25 protein-coding genes are annotated in these 26,579 nt (G+C 61.9%); 14 read left to right on the top strand and 11 right to left on the bottom strand.

All coding sequences use genetic code 11. The features are described 5' to 3' along the window. The first annotated feature begins 33 nt into the window (after positions 1-33). The gene (locus tag IAE38_RS06745; protein WP_201162593.1) at positions 34-930 is read left to right on the top strand and encodes a D-hexose-6-phosphate mutarotase; all 897 of its coding nucleotides are present in this window, start codon (positions 34-36) and stop codon (positions 928-930) included. Between the two features lie 138 nt (positions 931-1,068). Here IAE38_RS06745 and IAE38_RS06740 read toward each other — a convergent pair whose 3' ends face one another. The 5 genes from IAE38_RS06740 to IAE38_RS06720 form a co-directional block, all read right to left on the bottom strand. Continuing rightward, the gene (locus IAE38_RS06740) at positions 1,069-1,602 is read right to left on the bottom strand and encodes a DUF3299 domain-containing protein (protein WP_201162591.1); all 534 of its coding nucleotides are present in this window, start codon (positions 1,600-1,602) and stop codon (positions 1,069-1,071) included. Between the two features lie 42 nt (positions 1,603-1,644). Continuing rightward, positions 1,645-1,890: a GlsB/YeaQ/YmgE family stress response membrane protein gene (locus tag IAE38_RS06735; RefSeq protein ID WP_028632860.1), complete on the bottom strand. Its 246-nt coding sequence runs from the start codon at positions 1,888-1,890 to the stop codon at positions 1,645-1,647. Between the two features lie 108 nt (positions 1,891-1,998). Further along, the gene (locus tag IAE38_RS06730; RefSeq protein ID WP_201211584.1) at positions 1,999-3,081 is read right to left on the bottom strand and encodes a 5-(carboxyamino)imidazole ribonucleotide synthase; all 1,083 of its coding nucleotides are present in this window, start codon (positions 3,079-3,081) and stop codon (positions 1,999-2,001) included. A gap of 10 nt (positions 3,082-3,091) precedes the next feature. Beyond that, positions 3,092-3,583, bottom strand: a complete 492-nt coding sequence (purE, locus tag IAE38_RS06725; protein ID WP_028632858.1) for a 5-(carboxyamino)imidazole ribonucleotide mutase — start codon at positions 3,581-3,583, stop codon at positions 3,092-3,094. A 170-nt stretch (positions 3,584-3,753) separates the two neighbouring features. Then, entirely contained in the window at positions 3,754-4,683 is a 930-nt protein-coding gene (locus IAE38_RS06720) for a LysR substrate-binding domain-containing protein (RefSeq protein ID WP_028632857.1), read from the bottom strand. 182 nt (positions 4,684-4,865) lie between these two features. On the opposite strand from IAE38_RS06720, the gene aspA reads away from it, so the two are divergent. The 4 genes from aspA (at position 4,866) to IAE38_RS06700 (ending at position 9,709) form a co-directional block, all read left to right on the top strand. Beyond that, on the top strand, positions 4,866-6,290 hold the full coding sequence (gene aspA, locus IAE38_RS06715; protein ID WP_028632856.1) for an aspartate ammonia-lyase: 1,425 nt from the start codon (positions 4,866-4,868) through the stop codon (positions 6,288-6,290). 148 nt (positions 6,291-6,438) lie between these two features. Beyond that, a complete protein-coding gene (locus IAE38_RS06710) occupies positions 6,439-7,431 on the top strand; it encodes an AraC family transcriptional regulator (RefSeq protein WP_201216705.1) in 993 nt (330 codons plus the stop codon). A gap of 131 nt (positions 7,432-7,562) precedes the next feature. Then, entirely contained in the window at positions 7,563-8,609 is a 1,047-nt protein-coding gene (locus IAE38_RS06705; protein WP_201216703.1) for a histone deacetylase family protein, read from the top strand. Beyond that, entirely contained in the window at positions 8,606-9,709 is a 1,104-nt protein-coding gene (locus tag IAE38_RS06700; protein WP_201216700.1) for a polyamine ABC transporter substrate-binding protein, read from the top strand. Before IAE38_RS06705 ends, IAE38_RS06700 begins: the two co-directional genes overlap by 4 nt. Before the next feature lie 38 nt (positions 9,710-9,747). Here the strand turns inward: IAE38_RS06700 and pdxR are convergent, their stop codons facing one another. After that, positions 9,748-11,280: a MocR-like pyridoxine biosynthesis transcription factor PdxR gene (gene pdxR, locus IAE38_RS06695; RefSeq protein ID WP_201216698.1), complete on the bottom strand. Its 1,533-nt coding sequence runs from the start codon at positions 11,278-11,280 to the stop codon at positions 9,748-9,750. 89 nt (positions 11,281-11,369) lie between these two features. Between pdxR and IAE38_RS06690 the strand changes: the two genes are divergently transcribed. From IAE38_RS06690 to IAE38_RS06680, 3 genes are read left to right on the top strand one after another with little or no spacing between them, the layout of a single operon-like run. Further along, the gene (locus tag IAE38_RS06690; RefSeq protein ID WP_201162579.1) at positions 11,370-11,999 is read left to right on the top strand and encodes an FMN-binding negative transcriptional regulator; all 630 of its coding nucleotides are present in this window, start codon (positions 11,370-11,372) and stop codon (positions 11,997-11,999) included. A 14-nt stretch (positions 12,000-12,013) separates the two neighbouring features. Further along, positions 12,014-12,475 carry a GNAT family N-acetyltransferase gene (locus IAE38_RS06685; protein ID WP_028632850.1) on the top strand — a complete coding sequence of 154 codons (462 nt, stop codon included), beginning with the start codon at positions 12,014-12,016 and terminating at the stop codon, positions 12,473-12,475. After that, positions 12,468-13,139 carry a GNAT family N-acetyltransferase gene (locus IAE38_RS06680; RefSeq protein ID WP_201216696.1) on the top strand — a complete coding sequence of 224 codons (672 nt, stop codon included), beginning with the start codon at positions 12,468-12,470 and terminating at the stop codon, positions 13,137-13,139. Before IAE38_RS06685 ends, IAE38_RS06680 begins: the two co-directional genes overlap by 8 nt. A gap of 91 nt (positions 13,140-13,230) precedes the next feature. On the opposite strand, the gene oadA is transcribed toward IAE38_RS06680, so the two are convergent. Further along, a complete protein-coding gene (gene oadA, locus IAE38_RS06675; protein WP_028632848.1) occupies positions 13,231-15,039 on the bottom strand; it encodes a sodium-extruding oxaloacetate decarboxylase subunit alpha in 1,809 nt (602 codons plus the stop codon). Between the two features lie 97 nt (positions 15,040-15,136). After that, positions 15,137-16,552 carry an acetyl-CoA carboxylase biotin carboxylase subunit gene (locus IAE38_RS06670; protein WP_028632847.1) on the bottom strand — a complete coding sequence of 472 codons (1,416 nt, stop codon included), beginning with the start codon at positions 16,550-16,552 and terminating at the stop codon, positions 15,137-15,139. A 189-nt stretch (positions 16,553-16,741) separates the two neighbouring features. Between IAE38_RS06670 and IAE38_RS06665 the strand changes: the two genes are divergently transcribed. After that, positions 16,742-17,704, top strand: coding sequence for a LysR family transcriptional regulator (locus IAE38_RS06665; protein ID WP_028632846.1), 963 nt, complete (start codon positions 16,742-16,744; stop codon positions 17,702-17,704). Here IAE38_RS06665 and IAE38_RS06660 read toward each other — a convergent pair. Together IAE38_RS06660 and hexR are read right to left on the bottom strand one after the other, a co-directional pair. Next, on the bottom strand, positions 17,646-17,864 hold the full coding sequence (locus IAE38_RS06660; RefSeq protein ID WP_028632845.1) for a PA3496 family putative envelope integrity protein: 219 nt from the start codon (positions 17,862-17,864) through the stop codon (positions 17,646-17,648). The two genes, IAE38_RS06665 and IAE38_RS06660, sit on opposite strands and share 59 nt — an antisense overlap. A gap of 154 nt (positions 17,865-18,018) precedes the next feature. Further along, on the bottom strand, positions 18,019-18,885 hold the full coding sequence (gene hexR / locus IAE38_RS06655; protein ID WP_060480936.1) for a transcriptional regulator HexR: 867 nt from the start codon (positions 18,883-18,885) through the stop codon (positions 18,019-18,021). Between the two features lie 103 nt (positions 18,886-18,988). On the opposite strand from hexR, the gene zwf reads away from it, so the two are divergent. From zwf to IAE38_RS06630, 5 genes are all read left to right on the top strand, one after another. After that, positions 18,989-20,431, top strand: a complete 1,443-nt coding sequence (gene zwf / locus IAE38_RS06650) for a glucose-6-phosphate dehydrogenase (protein WP_201162573.1) — start codon at positions 18,989-18,991, stop codon at positions 20,429-20,431. Between the two features lie 87 nt (positions 20,432-20,518). After that, complete coding sequence (locus IAE38_RS06645) at positions 20,519-20,833, top strand: hypothetical protein (protein ID WP_201162571.1); 315 nt, start codon at positions 20,519-20,521, stop codon at positions 20,831-20,833. Between the two features lie 119 nt (positions 20,834-20,952). Next, on the top strand, positions 20,953-23,139 hold the full coding sequence (gene uvrD, locus IAE38_RS06640) for a DNA helicase II (RefSeq protein WP_028632841.1): 2,187 nt from the start codon (positions 20,953-20,955) through the stop codon (positions 23,137-23,139). 134 nt (positions 23,140-23,273) lie between these two features. Beyond that, positions 23,274-24,128 carry a Tim44 domain-containing protein gene (locus tag IAE38_RS06635; RefSeq protein WP_201216694.1) on the top strand — a complete coding sequence of 285 codons (855 nt, stop codon included), beginning with the start codon at positions 23,274-23,276 and terminating at the stop codon, positions 24,126-24,128. A 115-nt stretch (positions 24,129-24,243) separates the two neighbouring features. Beyond that, on the top strand, positions 24,244-24,651 hold the full coding sequence (locus IAE38_RS06630) for an SMI1/KNR4 family protein (protein WP_028632839.1): 408 nt from the start codon (positions 24,244-24,246) through the stop codon (positions 24,649-24,651). Between the two features lie 105 nt (positions 24,652-24,756). Here the strand turns inward: IAE38_RS06630 and IAE38_RS06625 are convergent, their stop codons facing one another. Next, a complete protein-coding gene (locus tag IAE38_RS06625) occupies positions 24,757-26,517 on the bottom strand; it encodes a cation:proton antiporter (protein WP_028632838.1) in 1,761 nt (586 codons plus the stop codon). Between the last annotated feature and the right edge of the window lie 62 nt (positions 26,518-26,579).

Raw genomic sequence — 26,579 nt, 5'->3', positions numbered from 1 at the left:
CAAGGCCCACTGGCAATCAACGAGATGAATGCAATGGCTACCTTCCAGGTCGTAACCGAGCAACATGGCGAACTGAGCTGCTGGCGGATCAGCAGTGACCACGCCGAACTCCTGATCGCCCAGCAGGGCGCACAGATCCTCAGCTACCAGCGGCTCGGCGAACCGCCGCTGCTGTGGCTGAGCGACCAGGCCATCTTCCGACAGGGTAAGTCGGTACGCGCCGGGGTGCCGGTGTGCTGGCCATGGTTCGGCAACCTGCAGCGAAATCCCACTGCCGTTCAGGCCATGTACCAGGGTGAACAAGCCCCTGCCCACGGCCTGGCGCGCACCCGCGACTGGCAATTGCTGGGTATCGAGGAAGCGGGTGAGGGCCTGCGCATCGAGCTGCAATTGCCCGAAGCGCAGGGGCAGCTCCCCGGCTGGCCCCACAAGGTAGAGCTGAAACTGGTGGTGCAGTTGGGCAATGACCTTGGCCTCACGCTCACAAGCCGCAACACTGGCAGTACCCCGGTGACCATCAGCCAGGCCCTGCACAGCTACCTTGCCGTCAGCGATGTACGCCAGGCGCGTGTAGAAGGCGTCGAAGGGTTGGGGTATATCGAAACCCTGGCCGACTGGGAGCAGCGTCAACAGCAAGGCGCCCTGACGTTTACCGGTGAAACCGACCGCATCTACCTGGGCACCCCGAACACGCTGAGTATCGTCGACCCGCAATGGAACCGGCGCATCAACCTGACTAGCAGCGGCTCACGTTCTGCCGTTATCTGGAACCCCTGGACGGACCGAGCCAGGGAACTGCCAGACATGGCCGATGACGGCTGGCAGCGGATGCTGTGTATCGAAACAGCCAATGTGTGGGATGACGTGGTGACGTTGCAGCCGGGGGCGAGCCATTCGCTGGGCTTCAGGGTCGGTTGCGAAGTGATCTGAATATTGCAGTGGGCTGCGGGCCTCTTCGCGGGTAAACCCGCTCCCACCCTTACCGCATCAGACTTGAAATGAATGAAGCGCTTGTGGGAGCGGCGGTGCGGCGATCCGATTTACCCGCGAAGAGGCCCGCACAGGCAATCAAAGGTCCGCATCTACCACCACTCTTACTTTCCCCGCATCCAGGGCGTAGGCGGCATCGGCAAGGTCATTGCTGACCTTTTCCACCTTCAGCTTGCCGCTGACCCACAACGGTGTGTAGATATCGTCGATCTTCAACCCCTTGGGGTAGCGCACCAGCACCAGCTGGTTGGGTGGGGGCGGCGGTACATGGATGCACGCGCCAGGGTATGGCACCAGGAAAAACAGCGTGCTGTTGCCCTTGGCGTCGCTTTCCAACGGCACCGGGTAACCGCCCAGGCGTATGTCCTTGCCATTCATGGCCGCTACGGTCTTGGTGGAATACATCACCGCAGGCAGGCCTTTGCTCTGCTTCATCCCGCCCTTGGCCGTGAAGGTCCCCATGGCTTCGGGTGAGTTGTGGTCGATTTCGGGCATCGCTTCGAGCGCCTTCTGGTCCGACTTGGGCATCAGCTCCAGCCAATCGGTCTCGGGCAGCTCGGCATGGGCTAGGGCACTGGCCAGCAACAGGGGAAAGAGGAAAAACGCACGCATGCTCGGCAACTCGGAAGAATTGCCGAGCATTCTAACCAGAATTCAGCGTTTCTTGATGAATCCGTAGATCACCAGAAGAATGATGGCACCGACCAGTGCACCGAAGAAGCCAGCCGCTTGCCCGGCCTGGTAGATACCCAGCGCCTGGCCGCCATACGTGGCCAGCAGCGAGCCTGCGATACCCAGCAGGATGGTCATGATCCAGCCCATGCTGTCGTCACCCGGCTTGAGGAAGCGGGCCAGCAGGCCGACGATGAGGCCGATGAAGATGGTTCCGATGATGCCCATGGCAATCCCTCTGCAGTGAAGATGAAGCACGTCAACGCATGGGTGCGCGTTGACGTGTTGCCTCTTCAGAGGGCCTGACGCCTGCAGAAGTTCGATACCTGCGCGTGATCACTCGCCGATCAGTGCTTGCACTTCGGCGATCTTGCGCTCCAGGGTAGCCATGTCGCTGCAACGCAGGGTCGCGTGGCCGACCTTGCGCCCGACCTTGAACGCCTTGCCATAGTGATGCAGGTGGCAATCATCGATGGCGATCACTTTATCCACAGCAGGCACTTCGCCGATGAAGTTGAGCATCGCGCTCTCCCCCACCTTGGCGGTGGAGCCCAGCGGCAAGCCGGCGACGGCACGCAGGTGGTTCTCGAACTGGCTGCACTCGGCACCTTCGATGGTCCAGTGGCCGGAGTTGTGTACCCGGGGTGCGATTTCATTGGCCTTGAGGCCACCGTCCACCTCGAAGAACTCAAAGGCCATGACGCCGACGTAGTCCAGTTGCTGCAATACGCGGCCAACGTAATCCTCGGCCAACGCCTGCAACGGGTGCGCCTGGCTGGCCACCGACAAGCGCAGGATGCCGCTCTCGTGGGTGTTGTGCACCAGCGGGTAGAAACGCGTTTCGCCGTCGCGGGCGCGCACGGCGACCAGCGACACTTCACCCGTGAACGGCACGAAGCCTTCCAGCAGGCAGGGCACGCTGCCCAGTTCGGCGAACGTACCCACGACGTCTTCGGGCGTGCGCAGCACCTTCTGGCCCTTGCCGTCGTAGCCCAGCGTGCGGGTTTTCAGCACCGCCGGCAGGCCGATGCTGGCAACTGCCGCGTCAAGGTCTGCCTGCGACAGGATATCGGCGAAGGCCGGGGTGGGGATGCCCAGGTCACGGAACATGCTCTTTTCGAACAGGCGGTCACGGGCGATGCGCAGCGCCTCGGCGCTGGGGTACACCGGCACGAACTGCGAAAGAAACGCCACGGTCTCGGCCGGGACGCTCTCGAACTCGAAGGTGACCAGGTCGACCTCGTCGGCCAGCTGGCGCAGGTGCTCCTGATCGCCATAGTCTGCCCGCAGGTGCTCGCCCAGCGGCGCGGCGCAGGCATCTGGCGCCGGGTCGAGGAAGGCGAAGTTCATGCCCAGCGGGGTACCCGCCAGAGCCAGCATGCGGCCCAGCTGGCCGCCACCGATAACACCGATCTTCATGGGTTGGGCCTCAAGCCTGACGCGGGTCTGGGTTGTCCAGCACGGTGTCGGTCTGTTCCGTACGGAACTGCTTCAACGCGGCGTGGAACTGCGGGTGCCTGGCACCGAGAATGCTGGCCGACAGCAGGGCAGCGTTGACTGCACCGGCCCGGCCAATGGCCAGGGTGGCGACAGGGACGCCAGCGGGCATCTGCACGATCGACAGCAACGAATCGACACCCGACAGCATCGACGACTGCACAGGTACACCCAGCACCGGCAGGTGGGTCTTGGCGGCGCACATGCCTGGCAGGTGCGCGGCACCACCGGCACCGGCGATGATCACCTCGATGCCACGGCCATCGGCCTCTTCAGCGTACTGGAACAGCAGATCCGGGGTACGGTGGGCGGAAACCACCTTCACCTCGTAGGGAATGCCGAGTTTTTCCAGCATATCGGCGGTGTGGCTAAGGGTGGACCAATCGGACTTGGAGCCCATGATCACGCCAACCAGTGCACTCATCGTCGAGCCTCTTCGCTTGTGCGCCCGCAGGCGCGTCAAAAAACAACAAGCCACGCGGGACGACCGGCGTGGCTTGTTTGCTGATCAGGACCGGACGCATCCGGTCAGAAGGCCGCGCAGTATACCGTAAGCAGGTGCGGTTAAGGCACCCCGGCGACCAACTGTCGGCCTTATTTTTCGGGGCTTTGGCTGACTTTCAGGTCAACCGTGGCGCCCTCCAGTTTGCGCCACAGCAGGCGGACATTGGCCTTGCGCACCAGCGCGCAGCGGTACAGGCGGATTTCCAGCGGCACGTGCCACTGGCTGCCGCCACAAATCACCAGTTCGCCACGCTCCAGCTCGCCACGCATCGACAGCCGAGGCACCCAGGCGATACCCATGCCTTCGAGCGCCATGCTTTTGAGGCTGTCGGCCATGGCCGTTTCATACACGGTGGTGTAACGCAGGTTGCGCTGACGCAGCAGCAAACTCACCGAGCGCCCCAGAAACGCCCCGGCGGTATACGCCAGCAGCGGCACGCTGGCGTCACCTTCAAGGTCGAACAGCGGCTTGCCCTGAGCATCCACCGCGCACACTGGCAACATCTCGGTGGTACCCATGTGCAGCGAGGGGAAGATCTCGGCATCCATCTGCAGCGCTGCATCGGGGTCGTAAAACGCCAGCATCAGGTCACACCCCCCTTCACGCAGGGCATGCACGGCATCCCCGACGTTGGTCGCAACCAGGCGGGTGGCGATATTCAGGCCGTCATTGCGCAATTGCGCCACCCAGCGAGGGAAAAACCCTGACGCCAGGGAGTGCGCGGCAGCCACCTGCACCACCTCACCCTGCCCCCCTTCCAGATGATGCAAATGGCGCAGAATTTCGCTCAACTGGTCGACAACGGTACGTGCGGTGACCAAAAAAAGCTGCCCTGCCTCGGTCAGCTCAATGGGCGTGCGAGACCGGTTGACCAGCTGCAGGCCGAGGGCTGCCTCCAGGCTGCGTATGCGCCGGCTGAACGCCGGCTGGGTAACAAAACGGCGTTCCGCCGCCTGGGAAAAACTGCGCGTGGCAGCCAGGGCACTGAAGTCTTCCAGCCATTTGCTTTCAAGGTTCATGAAGCACATCTCCCGGCGCGCACCAAAATGGACCACGCTCGAATATCAGTCGGCGTCACATCAATCCCTATGCCGTTTGTGCATAGGTTAGCGTGCAACAGCATTGGCCGCAAAATCACCTTCAGGCCTAGGATTGGCGCCATTCCGGCATGTGCCGGGTCAAACTCGAGATGATATACATCATGTCCTCCGCTGCATCGTTCCGCGTCGAAAAAGATTTGTTGGGTACCCTTGAAGTGCCAGCCGATGCCTACTACGGCATCCAGACCCTGCGCGCTGCCAACAACTTCCACCTCTCCGGTGTTCCGCTGTCGCACTACCCCAAGCTGGTCGTGGCCCTGGCCATGGTCAAGCAAGCAGCTGCCGACGCCAACCGTGAGCTGGGTCACCTGAGCGATGCCAAGCACGCTGCCATCAGCGCAGCCTGTGCACGCCTGATCAAGGGCGACTATCACGAGCAGTTCGTGGTGGACATGATCCAGGGCGGTGCTGGTACTTCTACCAACATGAACGCCAACGAAGTCATCGCCAACATCGCGTTGGAGGCCATGGGCCACCAAAAGGGTGAGTACAAGTACCTGCACCCCAACAACGACGTGAACATGGCGCAGTCGACCAACGACGCCTACCCCACGGCCATCCGCCTGGGCCTGCTGCTGGGTCATGACGCACTGCTGGCCAGCCTCGAAAGCCTGATCCAGGCCTTCGCCGCCAAGGGCAAGGAATTCGACCACGTCCTGAAGATGGGCCGTACCCAGCTGCAGGACGCTGTACCGATGACCCTGGGCCAGGAATTCCGTGCCTTCGCCACCACCATGACCGAAGACCTGCAGCGTCTGCGCTCGCTGGCACCGGAACTGCTCACCGAAATCAACCTGGGTGGTACCGCCATCGGCACCGGCATCAACGCCGACCCTGGCTACCAGGCCCTGGCGGTGCAGCGCCTGGCGACCATCAGCGGCCAGCCGCTGGTGCCGGCCGCCGACCTGATCGAGGCCACCTCCGACATGGGTGCCTTCGTACTGTTCTCGGGCATGCTCAAGCGTACCGCGGTCAAGCTGTCGAAGATCTGCAACGACCTGCGCCTGCTGTCCAGCGGCCCACGCACCGGCATCAACGAAATCAACCTGCCGGCTCGCCAGCCAGGCAGCTCGATCATGCCGGGCAAGGTCAACCCGGTCATTCCGGAAGCCGTCAACCAAGTCGCTTTCGCCATCATGGGCAACGACCTGGCACTGACCGTCGCGGCCGAGGGTGGCCAGCTGCAGTTGAACGTGATGGAGCCGCTGATCGCCTACAAGATCTTCGACTCGATCCGCCTGCTCCAGCGCGCCATGGACATGCTGCGCGAGCACTGCATCGTCGGCATCACCGCCAACGAACAGCGCTGCCGTGAACTGGTCGAGCACTCCATTGGCCTGGTCACTGCACTGAACCCGTACATCGGTTACGAAAACGCCACCCGTATCGCCCGTGTTGCCCTGGAAACAGGCCGCGGCGTGCTGGAACTGGTGCGCGAAGAGAAGCTGCTGGACGACGCGATGCTCGACGACATCCTGCGCCCGGAAAACATGATCGCCCCCCGCCTGGTTCCGCTGAAAGCGTAACCGCGGCTGTAAACAGTCTCACCAGGTCGAGGGACTAGACACCTCTCAACCTTTACCTAGCCCGGGGCACTTGCCCTGGGTTTTTTTTTGCCTGAACCGGCACGCAACTTGCTCTGGAATGCGCTCCAGCCCGACGGGATCGCCCAGCATGCTGCACAGCCACCTGACCACCCTGAATGCGGTTTCGCTGATCCTCAACGTCTTCCAGGCAGACGGTTGCGAGGCCTCTGCGCTGCTGGCCGGCAGCGGCATCGGCCCGGCAGACCTGGGGCATGCCGATGCCCGTATCACCACCCAGCAAGAGCTGCAGGTGTGTGCCAATGCCGTGGCCAGGCGGCAGGACATCGGCCTTGAACTGGGCCGGCGCATGCATGTGTCCAGCTACGGGATGCTGGGTTACGCCCTGCTCTCCAGTGCCACTTTGGGTGACGCCTTGCGCCTGGCCCTGCAATATCCGGCACTGCTGGGAACAGTTTTCAAGTTGCGCTTGCAGGAAGACGGCCAGCGCATCTGGCTCAGCGCCAGCGATTATCACGATAGCCCGGCGCTGAGCGCGTTCAACGCAGAGTTCTGCCTGGTATCGCTGAAGGTCATCTGCGACGACCTGCTGGGCCGTACCCTGCCACTGGTCGGCACCCGCTTCGAACACCCTCGGCCCGCTTATCACGCCCTGTACACCGATGCCTTCCAGTGCCCTGTCATCTTCGCCGCAGCAGGCAATGCCTTTGGCTTCGACAAACGCTGGCTGGATACACCGCTGCCGCTGGCCGACCCCATTACCCACAAGGCCATGAGCGAGCGTTGCCGGCGCCTGAACCTGGAATTCACCGGCCGGCAGGCCTGGCTTGGGCGGATCCGCCACCTGCTGGCGCAACAACTGGCTGCAGCACCCGGCCTGGAAGGGCTGGCCCGGCAAATGAACTGCTCGTCACGCACCCTGCGCCGCCATTTGCAGGCGCTGGGTAGCAGTTATCAACAGTTGCTGGACGAGTTGCGCTTCGAGCGGGCCAAGCAGTTGCTGGCCGATGAGCAAATGCCCATCTACCGGATTGCCGAAGCCCTTGGCTTCAGTGAAACCGCCAGCTTCCGGCATGCGTTCCAGCGCTGGAGTGGTGTAGCACCCAGCCAGTTTCGCGGCTGACGTGTGCGTAGCAGGCCCTAACAGGCCACAGCACTTGGCCACATCGATCCCCTTTTGGCCATTTGGGTCGTTCTCGCGCACTGGGCAGCCCGTGACAATTGGCCCACGCCAGTCCTTACCGGAGAACAACAATGCTGACGATCTATTCCGATGACCACCGCCTGCACCATGGCCGCTGCGAGCTGATCGATGGCAAGCTGATGCCCTGTTTCGAAATGCCGTCGCGGGCCGACCATGTGCTGGAGCAGGTCAAAAAGCGCAACCTCGGCGCCATTCAGCCGCCCACCGACCATGGGCGGGCGCCTCTGCTGAGGGTTCACAGTGCCGAATACCTGGCCTTCTTCGAGGGCGCCTGGGCGCGCTGGGCCGCGCTGGGGCAGGAAGGCGACCTACTGCCGTTTACCTGGCCGGCCCGCACCCTGCGGCAGGTAAAGCCCACAGGCCTGCACGGCGAACTGGGCTACTACAGCTTCGATGCCGGCGCCCCAATTACCGCCGGCACCTGGCAGGCCGCCTATAGCGCAGCACAGGTAGCCCTGACTGCCCAGGCGGCGATTCAGCAAGGCGCGCACGCAGCCTTTGCGCTGTGCCGCCCGCCAGGGCACCACGCGGCCGGTGAGGTCATGGGCGGCTACTGCTACCTCAACAACGCCGCTATCGCCGCCCAGGCGTTTCTTGACCAGGGCCGGCGCAAGGTCGCCATCCTGGACGTGGACTACCACCATGGCAACGGCACCCAGGACATCTTCTACCACCGTAGCGACGTGTTCTTCGCATCGATCCACGGCGACCCGCAGGACGAATTCCCCTATTTTCTGGGCTACGCCGATGAAACCGGCGAGGGCGCAGGCGAAGGCTGCAACGTCAACTACCCCCTGCCTGCCGGCAGTGACTGGGCTGCCTGGAGCACCGCCCTGGAAGACGCCTGCCAGCGCATCGCCGGCTACGACGCCGAGGTGCTGGTGGTCTCGCTGGGTGTGGACACCTTCAAGGATGACCCCATTTCGCAATTCAAGCTCGACAGCCCCGACTACCTGGAGATGGGCAAGCGTATTGCCCAGCTGGGCAAGCCCACCTTGTTCGTGATGGAGGGTGGCTATGCCGTCGAGGAAATCGGCATCAACGCAGTCAATGTGCTGGAAGGCTTCCAGCGCGCCCAGCCTGGAGCCCAACCATGATCCGTCTCAAGCACCTGTTCGCCCCATTGGTCGCTGCATCGCTATTCGCCGGCGCACTGCACGCGCAGGCCGAGCAGCGCACCCTGCGGGTGTACAACTGGTTCGACTACATCACGCCTCAGACCCTGACCGGCTTCCAGCAGGACAGCGGCGTGAAACTGATCTATGACATCTTCGATACCAATGAAGCCCTTGAGGCCAAGCTGCTGACCGGTAATTCCGGCTATGACGTGGTGGTGCCCTCAAACGTGTTTCTGGCCAAGCAGATTGAGGCCGGGGTGTTTCAGCCACTGGACCGCAGCAAGTTGCCCAACTGGCAACACCTTGACCCGGCCCTGATGAAACTGATCGAGGCCAACGACCCTGGTAACCAGTTTGCAGTGCCCTACATGTACGGCACCGTACTCATCGGTTTCAACCCGGCCAAGGTCAAGGCGGCGCTGGGTGACAACGCGCCGGTAGACAGCTGGGACCTGATCTTCAAGGAAGAGAACATCGCCAAGCTCAAGCAATGTGGCGTGGCACTGCTCGACTCACCGTCGGAAATCCTGCCGTTGGCCCTGCAGTACCTGGGCCTGCCGCCCAACAGCGACAAACCTGCGGACTATGCAAAGGCTCAGGCGTTGCTGCTGAAGATCCGCCCGTACATCACCTACTTCCACTCTTCCAAGTACATGGCTGACATCGCCAATGGCGATATCTGCGTGGCGGTCGGGTACAGCGGCAGCTTCTCCCAGGCCGCCAACCGTGCACGCGAGGCCAAGAACGGCGTGGTCGTGGACATGCGCCTGCCGAAGGAAGGCGCGCCGATCTGGTTCGACATGCTGGCGATTCCGAAGAACGCGGCCAACCCCGAGGATGCCTACACGTTCATCAATTACCTGCTGCGCCCTGAGGTGATTGCGCCGATCAGCGACTTTGTCGGGTACCCCAACCCGAACAAGGATGCGACCGACAAAGTGGACCCTGCCATCCGCAACAATCCCAACCTGTACCCGACTGCAGAGGCCATGGCCAAGCTGTATACGCTCACGCCGCTCGCTCGCGACGCTGAACGTGCGCGGACACGGGCCTGGACGCGGATCAAGTCCGGCACCTGACGGCGCGGGCCTTTGGGAGCGGGAACCCGTGGCGAGTCTCAGGCTCGCCATGCTCTGCGCAGGCGCATCAGCGCATCGGCGATCTCTCCTTCCGGTACTGCAGCGAACCCCAGCACCAGCCCCGCCCGCTTATCCACAGGCACCGTGCTGTCGCCCCACCAGAAGTTGCTGAGCGGCGTCACCTCTACCCCGGCTGAATGGGCTTTGGCTACCAGAGCCTGCTCACGGGCGAAGTTATCCACATCCACCTTTACGTGTAACCCTGCCGACACGTCGGGCATCGCTGCCAACCCGGGAATATCCACAGGCCAACCGGCCTTGAGCATGTTGCGCCGGCTGAGCGCGGCCTTGCGCATACGGCGAACGTGCCGCTGGAAGTGCCCTTGGGCCATGAATTGCGCCATCACACATTGCGTACTCACTTCTGAATGGCGCACGGCCAACGCCTTGGCCTGCCCGAACGCTTGTGCCAGCGGTGGGGGTAATACCAGGTAGCCCATGCGCAACGCCGGGAAGGCGATCTTGCCAAAGGTGCCGACGTACAGCACCCGCCCCTGTGTGTCCAAGGCGGCAAGCGGAGCCAAGGGAGCACCGCTGTAGCGGTATTCCCCATCATAATCGTCTTCGATGATCCAGCCCTGGTTGCGCTCCGCCCAGGCAAGCAACTGCAGGCGTCGGGCCAGGCTCATGGTGACGCCGGTGGGGTACTGGTGCGCCGGGGTCACATAGGCCAGGCGGCACGCCGGCAATTGCTCAAGCTGATCGCAGGCGACCCCTTCCTCATCCACCGCCACGCCGTACAAACGCGCACCCGCCAACGCAAAAGCATGCCCCGCTGCGCGATAGCCCGGGTTTTCCACAGCCACGGCTTCGCCCGGCTGCAACAGCAGCTGTGCACAAAGGCTGATGGCTTGCTGCGCACCACTGGTGATCACAATTTGTTCAGCGGTGCACACAAGGCCCCTTGAACTGCGCAGGTAGGCCGCGATCAGCTCACGCAGCTCACGCTCCCCTGCAGGGTTGCCATAGCCCAGCTTTGCAGGGTCGGGGTTACGCCAGAAACCCGCCTGCAGCTTGGCCCAGACGCCGAACGGGAAAAGGTCGAAGGCAGGCAGGCCCAAACGAAATGCCTTGGGTGCGCCCTCCGGGGGTGGCACCAAGTGATGATTTTTCAGCCGCTGCAAAGGCCCATTACTGGTGCCTGAACTGGATAAATCATCAGTGTCAGACGGTGATTTTGTGGATAAACCTGTTGATAAGCACTGGGATAACCCTGTGGACAACTGTGTGGACAGTTTTGGCAGCTGGCTGACGTAGGTACCGTCCCCAACCCGGCTTTCGATATAGCCTTCTGCATACAATTGATCATAGGCACGCACCACGCTGTTACGCGACAGGGCCAGCATGGCGGCGAGTTCACGAGTGGCCGGCAAGCGTGTGCCACTGCCAAGGCGGCCATCGAGCACGCGAATCCGCAGCGCCTGGTACAACTGCCGGCTCAGCCCACGGCTACGGTCCAGGGTGATGCCCGTGGGGTCGAACGGTAACGGGGGGCGGCGAATTTCACTCATGCATTGGACCTTTGAAATTTGCAGGTAATGGCTCTTACCCGGAGCCAATCATCTGCCTAGGATGGCACCATTGCATAAGGAAACCGAGCATGTACTCCAGCAAGCCTCATCAAGAGCACGATGTTGCACAGTTGCACACAGCGATGCTGGCTACACGCCTGGCCATTCTGGTCACCCATGGCCCACATGGCTTGCTGGCTACCCACCTGCCTGTGCTGATCGAAACGGCAGAAGGTGAATTGGGTACCGTGTATGCCCACCTGGCACGGGCCAACCCCCAATGGCAGGATTTGGCCCAGGCAAGCGAGGCGCTGCTGGTGTTCCCGGGTGCCGATGCCTACGTTAGCCCCGGTTTCTATCCCAGCAAGCAGGCCAACCCCAAGGTCGTCCCTACCTGGAATTACCTGGCGGTGCATGCCTACGGCACCGCCGAAGTTATCCACAAGCCCGAGCCGCTGCTGGCGATCGTCAGCCGGCTCACCGACCTGCATGAACAAGGCGCCAGCATGCCTTGGCGCGTCAGCGACGCACCGGCTGATTACCTGGCCAGCATGCTCAAGGCCATCGTCGGCGTGCGCCTGCCCATCAGCCGCATGCAAGGTGCTCGCAAGCTCAGCCAGAACCGCCCGCCGCAGGACATTGCTGGCGTGCGTGAGGCACTGAGCGCCAGCCCCGACCCTCTCGACAACCAACTGGCGGCGCACATGCGCCACCTCTAAGGAAGGCATCGCCCATGACCAGCGTTACCCTGCGCCCTGTAACCGCCCAAGACCATGCAGCCTGGCTTGAACTGTGGCAGGCCTACCTGTGCTTCTACGAGTCCGAGGTGGCAGACCCGGTCAGCCTCAGCACCTGGCAGCGCCTGCTCGACCCCAACGAGCCCACCCACTCGGCCTTGGCCTGGGCCGATGGCAAGGCCGTCGGCATGGTCAACTGGATCTATCACCGCTCCAACTGGAGCATCGAGAACGCCTGCTACCTGCAGGACCTCTACGTCGACAGTGCCCAGCGCGGCCTGGGTATCGGCCGCCGCTTGATCGAGCATGTATACGCGGCGGCCAAGGCCGATAACTGCATCAAGGTGCACTGGCTCACCCACGAAACCAATGCCACGGCTATCAGCCTGTACCAGCAGGTCGCCGAACGCTCTGGCTTCATCCAATTTCGTAAAGGGCTGGAGGGCAACCATGACTGATGCCTTGAACTGGAAACCTGCCGCAATACCCAAGGCCGACACCCTCGAAGGCCGCTTCGTGCGCCTGGAAAAGCTCGCCCCCGCGCGCCATGGCGATGACCTTTGGCAGGTGCTGCAAGGCCCCGGGGCAGACCCCTCCCTCTGGGATTACCTGCCCTACGGCCCCTTCACCGAGCGCGGTGCCTTTGACCGCTGGCTGCAAGCCAATGCGGCCGGTACCGACCCGTTGTTCTATAGCGTCATCGACCGCCGCAACGGGCAGGCACAGGGCATCCTCAGCCTGATGTCGATCGTGCCCGATCATGGCCGCATCGAAATAGGCCACATCGCCTTCGGCGCGGCCATGCAGCGCACCCCCAAAGGCACCGAGGCGGTTTACCTGCTGGGCAAGCTGGGTTTCGCACTGGGCAACCGGCGCCTGGAGTGGAAGTGCAACAACGCCAACGCCCGCTCCAGGCGCGCGGCCGAGCGCTTCGGCTTCACCTTCGAAGGGGTGTTCCGCAAGCATCTGGTGGTGAAGGACCACAACCGCGATACGGCGTGGTACTCGATTACCGACGATGAATGGCCGGCGGTGGCTGCGGGGTTCGAGCGATGGTTGGGTGATGCCAACCAACAACCGCAAGGCCAGGTTGAAACGCTCGAAGTGTGCCGTAGAGGCTGAGGTGTGGTTTCACTGCGCAGCAGGCCATACGACCGAAAAAAAGGGGAGCATGCGCTCCCCAGAGGTAAACCATTACAGCCCCGGGCGTGTATCAGCCCTCGATTTCGATCAGGATCTCGCCGGGCGTGACGCGGTCGCCCTTGGCTACGTGGATAGCCACGACCTTGCCGGCGATGGCCGCCTGCACTTCGGTTTCCATCTTCATGGCTTCGGTGATCAATACAGCCTGGCCAGCCTTGACCGTGTCGCCCTCCTTCACCAGCACATCGACGATGTTGCCAGGCATGGTGGTGCTGACATGGCCGGGTGCGCTGGCTTGCTTGCGCTTGCTGCCGCCACCACCGACGAACTCGTTCAAAGGCTCGAATACCACCTCTTCGGGCATGCCATCAATCGACAGGTAGAAGTGGCGTTTGCCTTCGGCCTTGACGCCGACCCCGGTGATATCCACCCGGTAGGTTTCACCGTGCACGTCGATGACGAACTCAGTGGGCACACCCTCGCCACCCGGGGCAGCGACGGCGCCAGCCTCAGGAATGGGCAGCAACACTTCTGGGGTGAGCGTGCCGGCCTCGCGCTCTTCAAGGAACTTGCGCCCGATGTCCGGGAACATGGCGAAGGTCAGCACGTCCTCTTCGCTGCGGGCCAAGGCACCGATCTCGGTGCGCAGCTTGGCCATTTCCGGCTTCAACAGGTCGGCCGGGCGCACGTCGATCACGTCTTCGCTGCCGATGGCCTGGCGGCGCAGTTGCTCGTTCACCACGCCAGGTGCCTTGCCGTAACCGCCTTGCAGGTAAAGCTTCACCTCGTTGGTGATGGTTTTGTAGCGCTCGCCGGCCAGCACGTTGAAGAACGCCTGGGTGCCGACGATTTGCGAGGTTGGCGTGACCAGCGGCGGGAAGCCCAGGTCTTCACGCACACGCGGGATCTCGGCGAGCACTTCGCTCATGCGGTTGAGGGCGCCCTGCTCCTTCAACTGGTTGGCCAGGTTGGAAATCATGCCACCCGGCACCTGGTTGACCTGCACGCGGGTGTCCACGGCGGTGAATTCGCTTTCGAACTGGTGGTACTTCTTGCGCACGGCATAGAAATACAGGCCGATCTCCTGCAGCAGCTCCAGGTCGAGGCCAGTGTCGAACTCGCTGCCCTTGAGCGCGGCGACCATCGATTCAGTACCCGGGTGGCTGGTGCCCCAGGCAAAGCTGGAGATGGCCGTGTCGATATGGTCGGCGCCGTTTTCCACAGCCTTGAGCTGGCACATGGCAGCCAGGCCTGCAGTGTCGTGGGAATGAATGAACACCGGCAACGACTGTTCGGCTTTCAATGCCTTGACCAGTTCGCCCGTGGCGAACGGTGTCAGCAGGCCTGCCATGTCCTTGATTGCCACCGAGTCGCAGCCCATGGCTTCCATCTGCTTGGCTTGGTTCACGAAGGCTTCGATGGTGTGCACAGGGCTGGTGGTGTAGGCGATGGTGCCCTGGGCATGCTTGCCCGCTGCCTTGACCGCTTCGATGGCCACGCGCAGGTTACGCACGTCGTTCATGGCGTCGAAAATGCGGAATACATCGATGCCGTTTACAGCAGCCTTGGCCACGAACGCCTTGACCACGTCATCGCTGTAGTGGCGGTAGCCCAGCAGGTTCTGGCCGCGCAACAGCATCTGCAGACGCGTGTTGGGCAGGGCGGCGCGCAGCTTGCGCAGGCGCTCCCAGGGGTCTTCCTTGAGGAAGCGCACACAGGCGTCGAAGGTGGCACCACCCCAGACTTCCAGCGACCAGTAGCCAACCTTGTCGAGCTTGTCGCAGATCGGCAGCATGTCTTCGGTACGCATGCGGGTCGCCAGCAAAGACTGGTGGGCGTCGCGCAGGATCGTGTCGGTTACGTGGATTTTCTTGGACATTGTTATCTCCTTTTGGCGGCAAGCTCGTAGCGGTAAGCCGCAAGAAAAGCCGATTCGCTTCTACTTGCAGCGTGCCGCTCGCAGCTTGCCCCTGCATTCAGATGCCGGCGTGGGCGGCGATGGCGGCGGCGATGGCCAGGGCCAGCTCTTCGGGTTTGCGCTTGATCGAGTAGTTGGTCAGTTCAGGGTGGCTTTCGACAAAGCTGGTGTTGAACTGGCCGCTACGGAATTCCGGGTTGCGCAGGATTTCCTGGTAGTACGCGGCGGTGGTCTTCACGCCTTGCACGCGCATGTCGTCCAGTGCCCGCAGGCCGCGGTCCATGGCTTCTTCCCAGGTCAACGCCCACACCACCAGTTTCAGGCACATGGAATCGTAGAACGGCGGAATGGTGTAGCCCGTGTAAATGGCCGTGTCGGTACGCACGCCAGGGCCACCGGGGGCGTAATAACGCGTGATCTTGCCGAAGCTGGGCAGGAAGTTGTTTTTCGGGTCCTCGGCGTTGATCCGGAACTGCAACGCGTAGCCGCGGTGCTGGATGTCTTCCTGTTTCACCGACAAAGGCAGGCCGGAGGCGATGCGGATCTGCTCGCGAACAATATCGATGCCGGTGATTTCTTCAGTGATGGTGTGCTCTACCTGCACCCGCGTGTTCATTTCCATGAAATACACTTCGCCATCGGCCAGCAAGAACTCGACGGTACCGGCGTTCTCGTAATCCACTGCCTTGGCTGCGCGCACGGCCAGGTCGCCGATGTAGGCGCGCTGCTCAGGCGTGAGCTGTGGGCTGGGTGCGATTTCAATGAGCTTCTGGTTGCGGCGCTGAATGGAGCAGTCACGCTCGAACAGGTGCACCACGTTGCCGAAGCTGTCACCGAGGATCTGCGCCTCGATGTGCTTGGGGTTGACGATGCACTTCTCCAGAAACACTTCGGCCGAACCGAATGCCTTGGTGGCCTCGGAGATGACCCGCGGGAAGTTCTGTTCCAGCTCTTCGCGGCTGTTGCAGCGGCGGATGCCACGCCCGCCGCCACCGGAGGTCGCCTTGAGCATCACCGGGTAACCGATGCGCTCACCCTCGCTGAGGGCTTCGTGGATGTCGGCCACGTTGCCTTCGGTACCCGGGGTTACCGGTACCCCCGCCGCGATCATGGTGCGACGCGCTTCGGTCTTGTCGCCCATGCGGCGAATCACGTCGGCGGCCGGGCCGATGAACTTGATGCCACGCTCTGCACAGATTTCCGCCAGTTCGGCGTTTTCCGACAGAAAACCATAACCCGGGTGCAGCGCATCACAGCCGGTTTCCACCGCCAGGTTCACCAGCTTGCGCGGGTTCAGGTAGCCGGCCAGCGGCTCAGCACCAATGCTGTGGGCTTCGTCGGCGCGCTTCACATGCAGGGCGTGCCGGTCGGCGTCGGAAAAGATCGCTACCGAGCGGATGCCCATCTCGGCGCAGGCGCGCACGATCCGAACCGCAATTTCACCCCGGTTGGCGATCAGGATTTTTTTTATCACTGGAGTCTTCCCAAAGCCGTAGGAACAGTCGAGCCGGTTCTACCGGTCGGCGCGTGGCCAGGCGTTGCTGGCCAGTCGCACTTTCACCCTAGCGCTGTAGGTTGATAAACAAAAATCAATATTTGTTAGAGGCAGTATTAGCAAAAGCTTATAGTGAAGTAACAAGGTATTGCCCAAGAGCCTAATAAAATGCGTAAGTCCTTGATGCGTATGACATTGCGTCAATTACAGATCTTCAATGAGGTGTGCGACCTGCGGTCTTACAGCCGCGCCGCAGAAGAAATGGCGTTGACGCAACCCGCCGTAAGTCTACAGATACGCCAGCTGGAAGAGCTCATCGGGCAGCCCTTGTTCGAATACGTGGGCAAGAAGTTGTACCTGACCGAGGCCGCCGAAGCCTTGCAGCGCGCCAGCCATGACATTTTCGGGCGGCTGGAGAGCCTGGACATGCAACTGTCGGACATGCAGGGGTCATTGCAGGGGCAGTTGAAACTGGCCATCGAGTCCAGTGCCAAGTACTTCGTTCCACACTTGTTCGCCGCTTTCAAGCAGCGTCACCCGGAGGTGAACCTGACCTTGACGGTGGTCAACCGTGCCCAGGCCATCCGGCGCCTTTCCGACAACCGCGACGACCTGATCATCATGTCCATGGTGCCGCAGGACATGGGCCTTGAGTTCCTGCCTTTCCTCAATAACCCGATCATTGCCGTGGCCCCGCCCGATCACCCGCTGTGCAAGCTGGCGCAGTTGCGCCTGCAAGACCTGGAGCCTCATACGCTGCTGATCCGCGAGCAGGGGTCGGGAACCCGCAGGGCTTGCGAAGAATACTTCAAGGAAAAGCGCGTGCACTTCACCCAGACCCTGGAGGTGGCATCAGCCGACGCCCAGCGCGAGTGCGTGATCGCCGGCCTGGGCATCGCCCTGCTGACCCGGCATGCAGTCAACCTTGAACTGGCTACCGGGGCGCTCGCGGAACTGCCGGTAGAAGAACTGCCGTTGTACCGCAGCTGGTGCGTGGTGCAGTCCAAGGCCAAGCGGCAATCCCCAGTGGCGCTTGCCTTCCAGGCATTCATCCGCAGTGAACGAACGCTGATCAGCGGCCTGGTTGAGCGTTTTTCGGGGCGCTTGCCGCCGACGCCTGCCACACCGTGAGTTCTTGCAGTTCGGGGTAATCCACCAGGTCGCGCAGCAGCTGACGCTGATCGCAGTAGCTTTCGATCGCGCGGCGGTATTCCATGCGGCGCTGGTCCTTTTCCTGCTGCTTGCGAGCTTTGGCGTTGGGTTGGTAGATACCGTCGTGGTCACGAGCCATTGCCTGTCTCCCTGGTAGGATGCGGGAGTTTCAGACTGGCCCAGCGGGTTTACGGTTTTGCGCCGGAATGGTGACAGAATCGTGAATTTTTACCCCTCAGGGCAGTGCCGTCCGGCACAGCGCTGCCTGGCTGAACAGGCGCGCAGGGTGCTGCTCAGTCGTCGGTCGCCTTGATCGATTTGGGCGACAGGCGCAGGCTGCGCAAACTGCGTTTCACGCTCTTGAGGTGGTTGACCAGGCTGGGCCCTCGCGCCATGGCAACGCCCATGGCCAGCACGTCGATGACCACCAGGTGGGCGATACGTGAGGTGAGCGGGGTGTAGATTTCGGTGTCTTCGTGCACGTCGATGGCCAAATTGACCGTGGACAGCTCGGCCAGCGGGGTCTGGCTGGGGCACAGGGTGATCAGGTTGGCACCGCTCTCGCGTACCAGGTTGGCAGTGATCAACAGGTCTTTGGAGCGGCCCGACTGGGAAATGCACACTGCCACGTCACCTGGCTTGAGCGTGACGGCCGACATCGCCTGCATGTGCGGGTCGGAGTACGCCGCCGCGCTTAGCAGCAAGCGAAAGAACTTGTGCTGAGCATCCGCCGCTACCGCACCGGACGCACCAAAGCCGTAAAACTCCACACGCTGTGCCTGGGCCATGGCACTTACCGCCTGCTGCAGCGCGTGCGGGTCGAGGTGCTCGCGCACCTCCATCAGGGTATGCAGGGTGGTGTCGAAGATCTTGAGGCTGTAGTCAGCGACGGAATCGTCTTCGTGAATGGCAAACTGCCCAAAACTGGCCCCAGCGGCCAGGCTCTGCGCCAGCTTGAGCTTGAGGTCCTGAAAACCCGTACACCCAATGGCCCTGCAGAAACGTACGATGGTCGGTTCGCTGATACCGACGCTGTGCGCCAGGTCGGCCATGGAGCTGTGCATCACGGCAGCCGGGTCGAGCAGCACGTGGTCGGCCACTTTCAGTTCCGATTTGCGCAGCAGGTGGCGCGATTGGGCGATATGTTGCAACAGATTCACGGGCTGGACTCGGTTATGATCGGCTGGCCGGGTTGTAGCTTTCTTGTAGTTATACTACATGGACGCCAACCCGCCCAGTTAAACGAACGTGGAGCGTGGTGGTTTGACTATTCCTTGCGACATTCTGGTCTTCGGCGGCACTGGCGATCTGGCCCTGCACAAATTGCTCCCGGCGCTCTACCACCTGTTTCGCGAGGCTCGCCTGGACCCGGCCGTCAGGGTCATCGCCCTGGCCAGGCGACAACTGCCACGCAACGACTACCTCAAGCTCGCCGAGCGCCACTGCCGCGCGCAAATTGCCCGTAGCGAATTCGACGATGAAATCTGGCGGCGCTTTTGCGCACGCCTGGACTACTTCGCCATGGATGCCTCGCAAAGTGCAGACTTCGGCCGCCTGGCACGCTACCTGGGTGAGCCCGGGGGGCTGACACGTATCTTCTACCTGGCCACGGCGCCCTCGCTGTTCGTGCCTATCGCCACGCACCTGCGCATCGCCGGGCTGGCTGACAGTGAAGCGCGCATCGTGCTGGAAAAACCCATCGGCCATTCGCTGGCATCGGCCACAGCCATCAACGAGTCGATCGGTGCAGTGTTCGAAGAGCGCCAGGTGTTTCGCATCGACCATTACCTGGGCAAAGAAACCGTGCAGAACCTCATGGCCCTGCGCTTTGCCAACGCCCTGCTGGAGCCGGTATGGCGCAACAGCCAGGTCGACCACGTGCAGATCAGCGTGGGAGAAACCCTGGGGGTAGAAAACCGCGGCGGCTACTACGACCGCGCGGGGGCGACGCGCGACATGCTGCAGAACCACCTGTTGCAGCTGCTATGCCTGGTGGCCATGGAGCCCCCGGCGCAGTTCGAGGCAGAAGCGGTGCGTGACGAAAAGGTGAAGATTCTGCGCGCTCTGAAACCGATCACCGGGCAGGATGTGCAGGACAAGACCGTACGCGGCCAGTACGGTGCCGGGCATATCGGCGGCCAGGAAGTGATGGCCTATTACTTCGAAAAGGATGTGGATAACGATAGCGACACGGAAACCTTTGTCGCGATCGAGGCGCACATCGACAACTGGCGTTGGGCTGGCGTGCCGTTCTACCTGCGCACAGGCAAGCGCATGGCGCGGCGCTCTTCGCAGATCGTCATCCAGTTCAAGCCGGTACCCCATGAGCTGTTCAACGGTGGCCAGGTCAACCAGTTGCTGATCCAGTTGCAACCGGACGAGCGCATCAGCCTGCGCATGATGACCAAGACCCCTGGGAAGGGCATGCGGCTGGAGCCGGTAGACCTGAACCTGAACCTGGCCCAGGTGTTCAGCCAGACCCGCCGCTGGGAAGCCTACGAGCGGCTGCTGCTGGATGTGCTGGAGGGGGACTCGACGCTGTTCATGCGCCGTGACGAAGTGGAAGCCGCCTGGGCGTGGGTGGACCCGATCATCGCGGGCTGGGAAGAGCACTTCCAGGCGCCCCGCCACTATGCGGCCGGCAACAACGGGCCGGAGCAGGCCAACAGCCTGCTGGCCCGTCATGGCAGAACCTGGCACGGGTGAAGAATTGCCAAATCCAAGCTTCACCATGACTGGGGGAAAGTAGCGACGCGCTCAGGCGCTACTTTCAATCCATCCAGGAGCTACCCCATGACTAAATGCACCGACTTCGTCGCCTACAACCAGACCGCAGGGGGCAAACAAAGCTTCCGTGTAAGTGGCACAGTCACCGTACCCAGCCCAGCGTTTGAACCCGTACTCGTCGTACCTGAAATTCGCCACTACGGGGGCTGGGAAGTTTTGCACCTGCAACTGGTCGATACCGGGGAAACCAGTTTGGCCGTCATGACGGAAAAAACCGTCGAGTACGTTCGCGAGGGCGCTTGCCCATGGAGCATCGTGGAAATCATCCATTCCGACGGCTCGTTGAAGGTTGAGATCGAGGCGACCCAGGCCTGCGATTGATACGGCCAGCCAGGTGGCATACGGCTGCCGCCTGGCTTCCCACCGCTGGCCGTCGGCCGGGGTGAATATTCATACAGTAGGCGTTTGCCCCCGGGTCAGCCTCCCCCTAGAATGGCGGGATGCACACAGACGACCTCTCCCTCCTGCTGAACTCCCTCAACGATGCCCAACGCCAGGCCGTAGCCGCCTCGGTCGGGCGTCAACTGGTGCTTGCCGGCGCCGGTTCCGGTAAAACCCGCGTGCTGGTTCATCGCATTGCCTGGCTCATCCAGGTAGAGCAGGCCTCGCCGCATTCGATCCTGTCGGTGACGTTCACCAACAAGGCGGCGGCAGAAATGCGCCACCGGATCGAGCAACTGCTGGGCATCAACCCGGCGGGCATGTGGGTGGGCACGTTCCACGGGCTGGCCCATCGCTTGCTCCGGGCCCACTGGCAGGAAGCAGGCCTGGTGCAGAACTTCCAGATTCTCGACAGTGACGACCAGCAGCGGCTGGTCAAGCGGGTAATGCGCGAGCTGGGCCTGGACGAGCAGAAGTGGCCGGCACGCCAGGCACAGTGGTTCATCAACGGGCAGAAGGACGAGGGCCTGCGGCCGCAGCATATCCAGCCTGGGGGCGACCTGTTCCTGTCCACCATGCGCGACGTGTACAGCGCCTACGAGCAGGCGTGCGAGCGGGCCGGGGTCATCGATTTCTCCGAGCTACTGCTGCGCGCGCTGGACTTGTGGCGGGACCACCCCGGTTTGCTGGAGCACTACCAACGGCGCTTCCGCCATGTGCTGGTCGACGAGTTCCAGGACACCAACGCCGTGCAGTACGCCTGGCTGCGCCTGCTGGCGCGCGGCGGCGACAGCCTGATGGCGGTGGGCGACGACGACCAGTCGATCTACGGCTGGCGCGGCGCCAAGATCGAGAACATCCACCAGTACACGGCCGATTTCCCAGACGCCGAGCTGATCCGCCTGGAGCAGAACTACCGCTCCACAGGCGGCATCCTCAAGGCTGCCAACGCCTTGATCGCCAACAACAGCGGGCGCTTGGGCAAAGAGCTGTGGACCGACATGGGTGAAGGCGAACCGCTCACCTTGTACGCCGCCTACAACGAGCATGATGAAGCGCGCTACGTGGTGGAAACCATCGAAAGCCTGATCAAGCAGGGCAATACCCGCAGCGACATCGCCATTCTGTACCGCTCCAACGCCCAGTCGCGGGTACTGGAAGAAGCCCTGCTGCGCGAACGTATTCCTTACCGTATATATGGCGGCCAGCGCTTCTTCGAGCGTGCGGAAATCAAGAATGCCATGGCCTACCTGCGCCTGATCGAGGGCCGGGGCAACGATGCCGCCCTGGAGCGGGTAATCAACGTTCCACCTCGCGGAATCGGCGAGAAAACCGTCGAGGCCATCCGCGAGCATGCGCGTCACAGCCAGGCTTCAATGTGGCAGGCCATGTGCCAGCTGATTGCCGCCAAAGCGCTGAAAGGCCGCGCCGCCAGTGCACTTGGCGCGTTCATCGAGCTGATCGAAGGGTTGGCTGCCAAAGTGGCGGACATGCCGCTGCACACCATGACCCAGACCACCATCGAGCAGTCGGGCCTGATTATCTATCACCAGGAAGAAAAGGGTGAAAAAGGCCAGGCACGGGTAGAAAACCTTGAGGAACTGGTGAGCGCGGCGCGTAACTTCGAATCGACCGAAGAAGACGCAGACCTTTCGCCGCTGTCCGCCTTCCTCGGCCATGCCTCGCTCGAAGCGGGCGATGCGCAGGCTGACGAGCATGAAGACAGCGTCCAGCTGATGACCTTGCACAGCGCCAAAGGCCTGGAATTCCCTTACGTGTTCCTGGTGGGCATGGAAGAAGGCCTGTTCCCGCACAAGATGAGCCTGGAAGAACCTGGGCGCCTGGAAGAAGAACGTCGCCTGGCCTATGTGGGCATCACCCGCGCCATGCGTCAGCTGGTCATGAGCTATGCCGAGACGCGTCGGCTTTACGGTAGCGAAACCTACAACAAGGTTTCACGGTTCGTACGTGAAATTCCGGCAGGCCTGGTTCAGGAAGTGCGCTTGTCCAACAGCGTCAGCCGCCCGTTCGGCGGGGCCAAAACAGCTGCCGGCAGCAACCTGTTCGCCAATGCCAACATCCCGCAGACCTCGTTCAACCTCGGCCAGCGCGTGCAGCACGCGGTATTCGGCGAAGGCGTGATCCTGAATTTCGAAGGTTCAGGCGCCCAGGCGCGGGTTCAGGTGAATTTCGACGAAGGCAGCAAGTGGTTGATGCTGGGGTATGCCAAGCTGGAAGCGATCTGAACCCTGGGCCGTCCCTTGCGGGTGCGGCCCTGCAACATTTAGGCAAAAGCTCGAAACATTATGTCGCTGGTCATGTGCCCAGGAACCTGTGCACCATGACGCGCGTGCAATCCACAACAGGGGATATCCCACTTATGCAACGTTTTCTTAGCATCGCACTGGCGCTTTGCGTCGGCCTGACGCTGAGCCTGGACGCCAACGCCAAACGCTTTGGCGGCGGCAAGAGCTCGGGCTCCGCGCCTATCCACCAGACCCGTCAAGCTACGCCAACCACGCCCGCTGCCACGCCGACCGCGCCTGGCCGTGCACCGGCAGCTGCCAGCGGTGCTTCGCGCTGGCTGGGCCCACTGGCAGGCCTGGCCGCCGGTGGCCTGCTGGCGTCCATGTTCATGGGCGACGGCTTCGAGGGCTTCCAGATCATGGACTTCCTCATCGTCGCGCTCATTGCCTTCCTGGTGTTCCGCTTCATTGCCGCACGACGTCGCCAGCAGCAGCCACAAATGGCCGCGCCTGGCCATGCGCCGATGCAGCGTGAGGTGTACGGCCAGCCCGCCCAGCCCTCCATCTTCGGCGGCTCGGCGGCACCTGCTGCGGCAGCGCCCCCGGTGATCAACGCGCCAGCCTGGTTCAACGAGCAGAGCTTCCTGGCCGCTGCCCGCAACCACTTCCAGTCGCTGCAGCAGCACTGGGATGCCAACGAAATGGACAAGATCGGCGAGTTCGTTACCCCGCAGATGCTCGAGTTCCTCAAGCGCGAGCGTGCAGAACTGGGTGATGGCTTCCAGTCGACCTATATCGACAACCTCGAAGTGCAGCTGGACGGTGTTGATGATCGCGCCGACCGCACCGACGCTACCCTGACCTTCCGCGGCGTGTCGAAAAACTCGCGCTTCGACCAAGGTGAGGCATTCAGCGAAAGCTGGCACATGGTTCGCGCCCAAGGCGATAACCAGCCATGGCTGGTTGCCGGTATCCGCCAAAACGGCTAACCGCGCACGCTGCACCCAAAAACCCCGGGGCCATCCCCGGGGTTTTTGCTTTTGTCATAGCGGCCTACTAGGGTATAACCCGCAGCGTTGTCATCTAGGTCTGAGGAAGTGAACCGTGGAAGAAGTGATCGAACAACTCCGTGAAGCCAACGAGCCAGTGCCGGTGCCCCTCGAGCTTCCGGATGAGGAATTGTTGGTCGAGATCGAAGAACAACTGTTCATCAACATTCCGTTTGTGTTCAAAGAGTTCTTGTTGAACGTAAGTGACGTTGTATACGGCTCACTGGAGCCTGTTACGGTCACTGACCCGCAATCGCACACCTACCTGCCTGAAGTCGCTGCCAATGCATGGGACGCCGGCGTACCGCGTGAGTTGATCCCGCTGTGCCAGGATGGCGAGAACTACTACTGCGTTGAAGAGGACGGCACGGTGGTGTTGTGGGATGCCGACGAGGAGCTGGTCGGTGAAGAGAGCTGGGAGTCGGTGTGGCACTGGGCGCGGGATGTCTGGCTGGAAAGCTGAGCCAATGGCCGGGTGATTGGCCTGTAAGAGTGGGCTTGGCGGCGGGATGGGGCGGGCGCCGCTCTGGCGGCGCATCGCGAGCTTTGCTCGCTCCTACATGCGGTGTTAGTGGGTGTTCTCCCGGCTGTTCTCCAAGGTTTCCAGCAAGGCGATCTGCATGCGTGTATGGACGCGGATGAACCAGCGCCACAGCAACGCCACCACTACCGCCGCAACCACCGCGATAATCAGCAACAGCTCGTTGGTAGGCAGAATGCTCGCCGACAGTGCCGAGAGCAGCAGGAAGATCACCAGCAGCGACAACAGCGGTATCACCTCTGCGATCACACGCCGTACACGTTGGGTATGGCGCCCGGCCATTTCTGGCTTCACACCCATCTCGGCCAACAGCATCGACAGCGCCTTGAGCTTGCGATAGGCCGCAATCAGGAAGGGCAGCGACAACAACAGCGCCGCCCCCCAGATCATCGCCTTTTGCTGGCTGATATCGCCCACCCATTGCGTGAGCCAGGCACCGATACGCCCTGCAAAGTAACCGCCACTGAAGAAGATGGCGATCACCAGGGCCAGGTTTACCCCGACCTGCATGAGGATGCGCCGTATCATCGCTGCCACCATGGCACCCTCACCCTGGGGCTGGATGCTGCGCAACCACTCGCCATATAACGACAGCACCCTGGCCAGACGACCAGGCACCACCTTGCCCAGCTTGATCGACAACGGGTCAGCGGCACGAATCAGGTAGGGAGTAAGCAGTGTGGTGATGGCCGAGACGGCAACGGCTACCGGGTACAAAAAGTCACTGGTGACCTGCAGGGTCATACCCAACGCGGCGATGATGAATGAAAATTCGCCAATCTGGGAAAGGCCCATGCCAACCCGTAGCGAAGTGCGCCCATCATTACCGGCAATGAAGGCCCCCATACCGCACGACAGCATCTTGCCCAGCACCACCGCCAAGGTGATCACCACGATGGGCCAGGCGTAATCGATCAGTACCTGCGGGTCGATCATCAGGCCGATGGCGACGAAAAAGATGGCGCTGAACATGTCACGCACCGGTTCGATCAGGCGCTCGATTTTCAGCAACTGCCGCGATTCGGCCATGATCGCGCCAATCAGGAACGCCCCCAGCACCATGCTGTATTCCAGCTTCACCACCAGCAGGCAGAAGCCGAAACACAGGCCCAGCACGGTGATGAGCAGCATCTCGTTGCTTTCGAACTTGGCCACATAAGCCAGCAGGCGCGGTACCAGCAAAATGCCGATAACCAGGGCAACGATCATGAACAGCGACAACTTGCCAACGGTGGAGAACACCTCACCGGAGCTGACCGTGCCACTGACGGCAATACCCGAAAGCAGCGCAATGATGCCGATGCCCAGAATGTCCTCGACAATCAGCACGCCGAAGATCAGCTGGGCAAAACGCTCGTTTTTCATCTTCAGGTCGTTGAGCGCCTTGACGATGATGGTGGTTGAAGAAATGGCCAGGATGGCGCCCAGGAACAGCGAATCCATGGTGTTCCAGCCAAACCAGCGGCCAATTTCGAAGCCGATCCATATCATCAGCACGATTTCCAGGAAGGCTGCGATGAACGCGGTAGCGCCAACCTTGAACAACTTGCGCAAGCTGAATTCGAGCCCCAGGCAGAACATGAGGAAGATCACCCCCAGTTCGGCCAGGGTCTTGATGGTGTCCTCATCGTGGATAAGGCCGAAAGGCGGGGTATGCGGGCCGATGATGAAACCGGCAACGATGTAGCCCAGTACCACAGGCTGCTTGAGGCGATGAAAAAGGATGGTGACCACGCCCGCGACCAGCATGATGACCGCCAGGTCCTGGATGAAGCTGATGGCATGCATGGCGCGATACTCCTTTTCTCGTCATTTGGTGAATACCCAGGCAGACCGCGCCTGCGCCGAGG

The organism is Pseudomonas sp. S32, assembly GCF_016648095.1.
GTDB classification, from domain to species: domain Bacteria; phylum Pseudomonadota; class Gammaproteobacteria; order Pseudomonadales; family Pseudomonadaceae; genus Aquipseudomonas; species Aquipseudomonas parafulva.
This window is presented reverse-complemented; position numbering and strand designations above follow the sequence as displayed.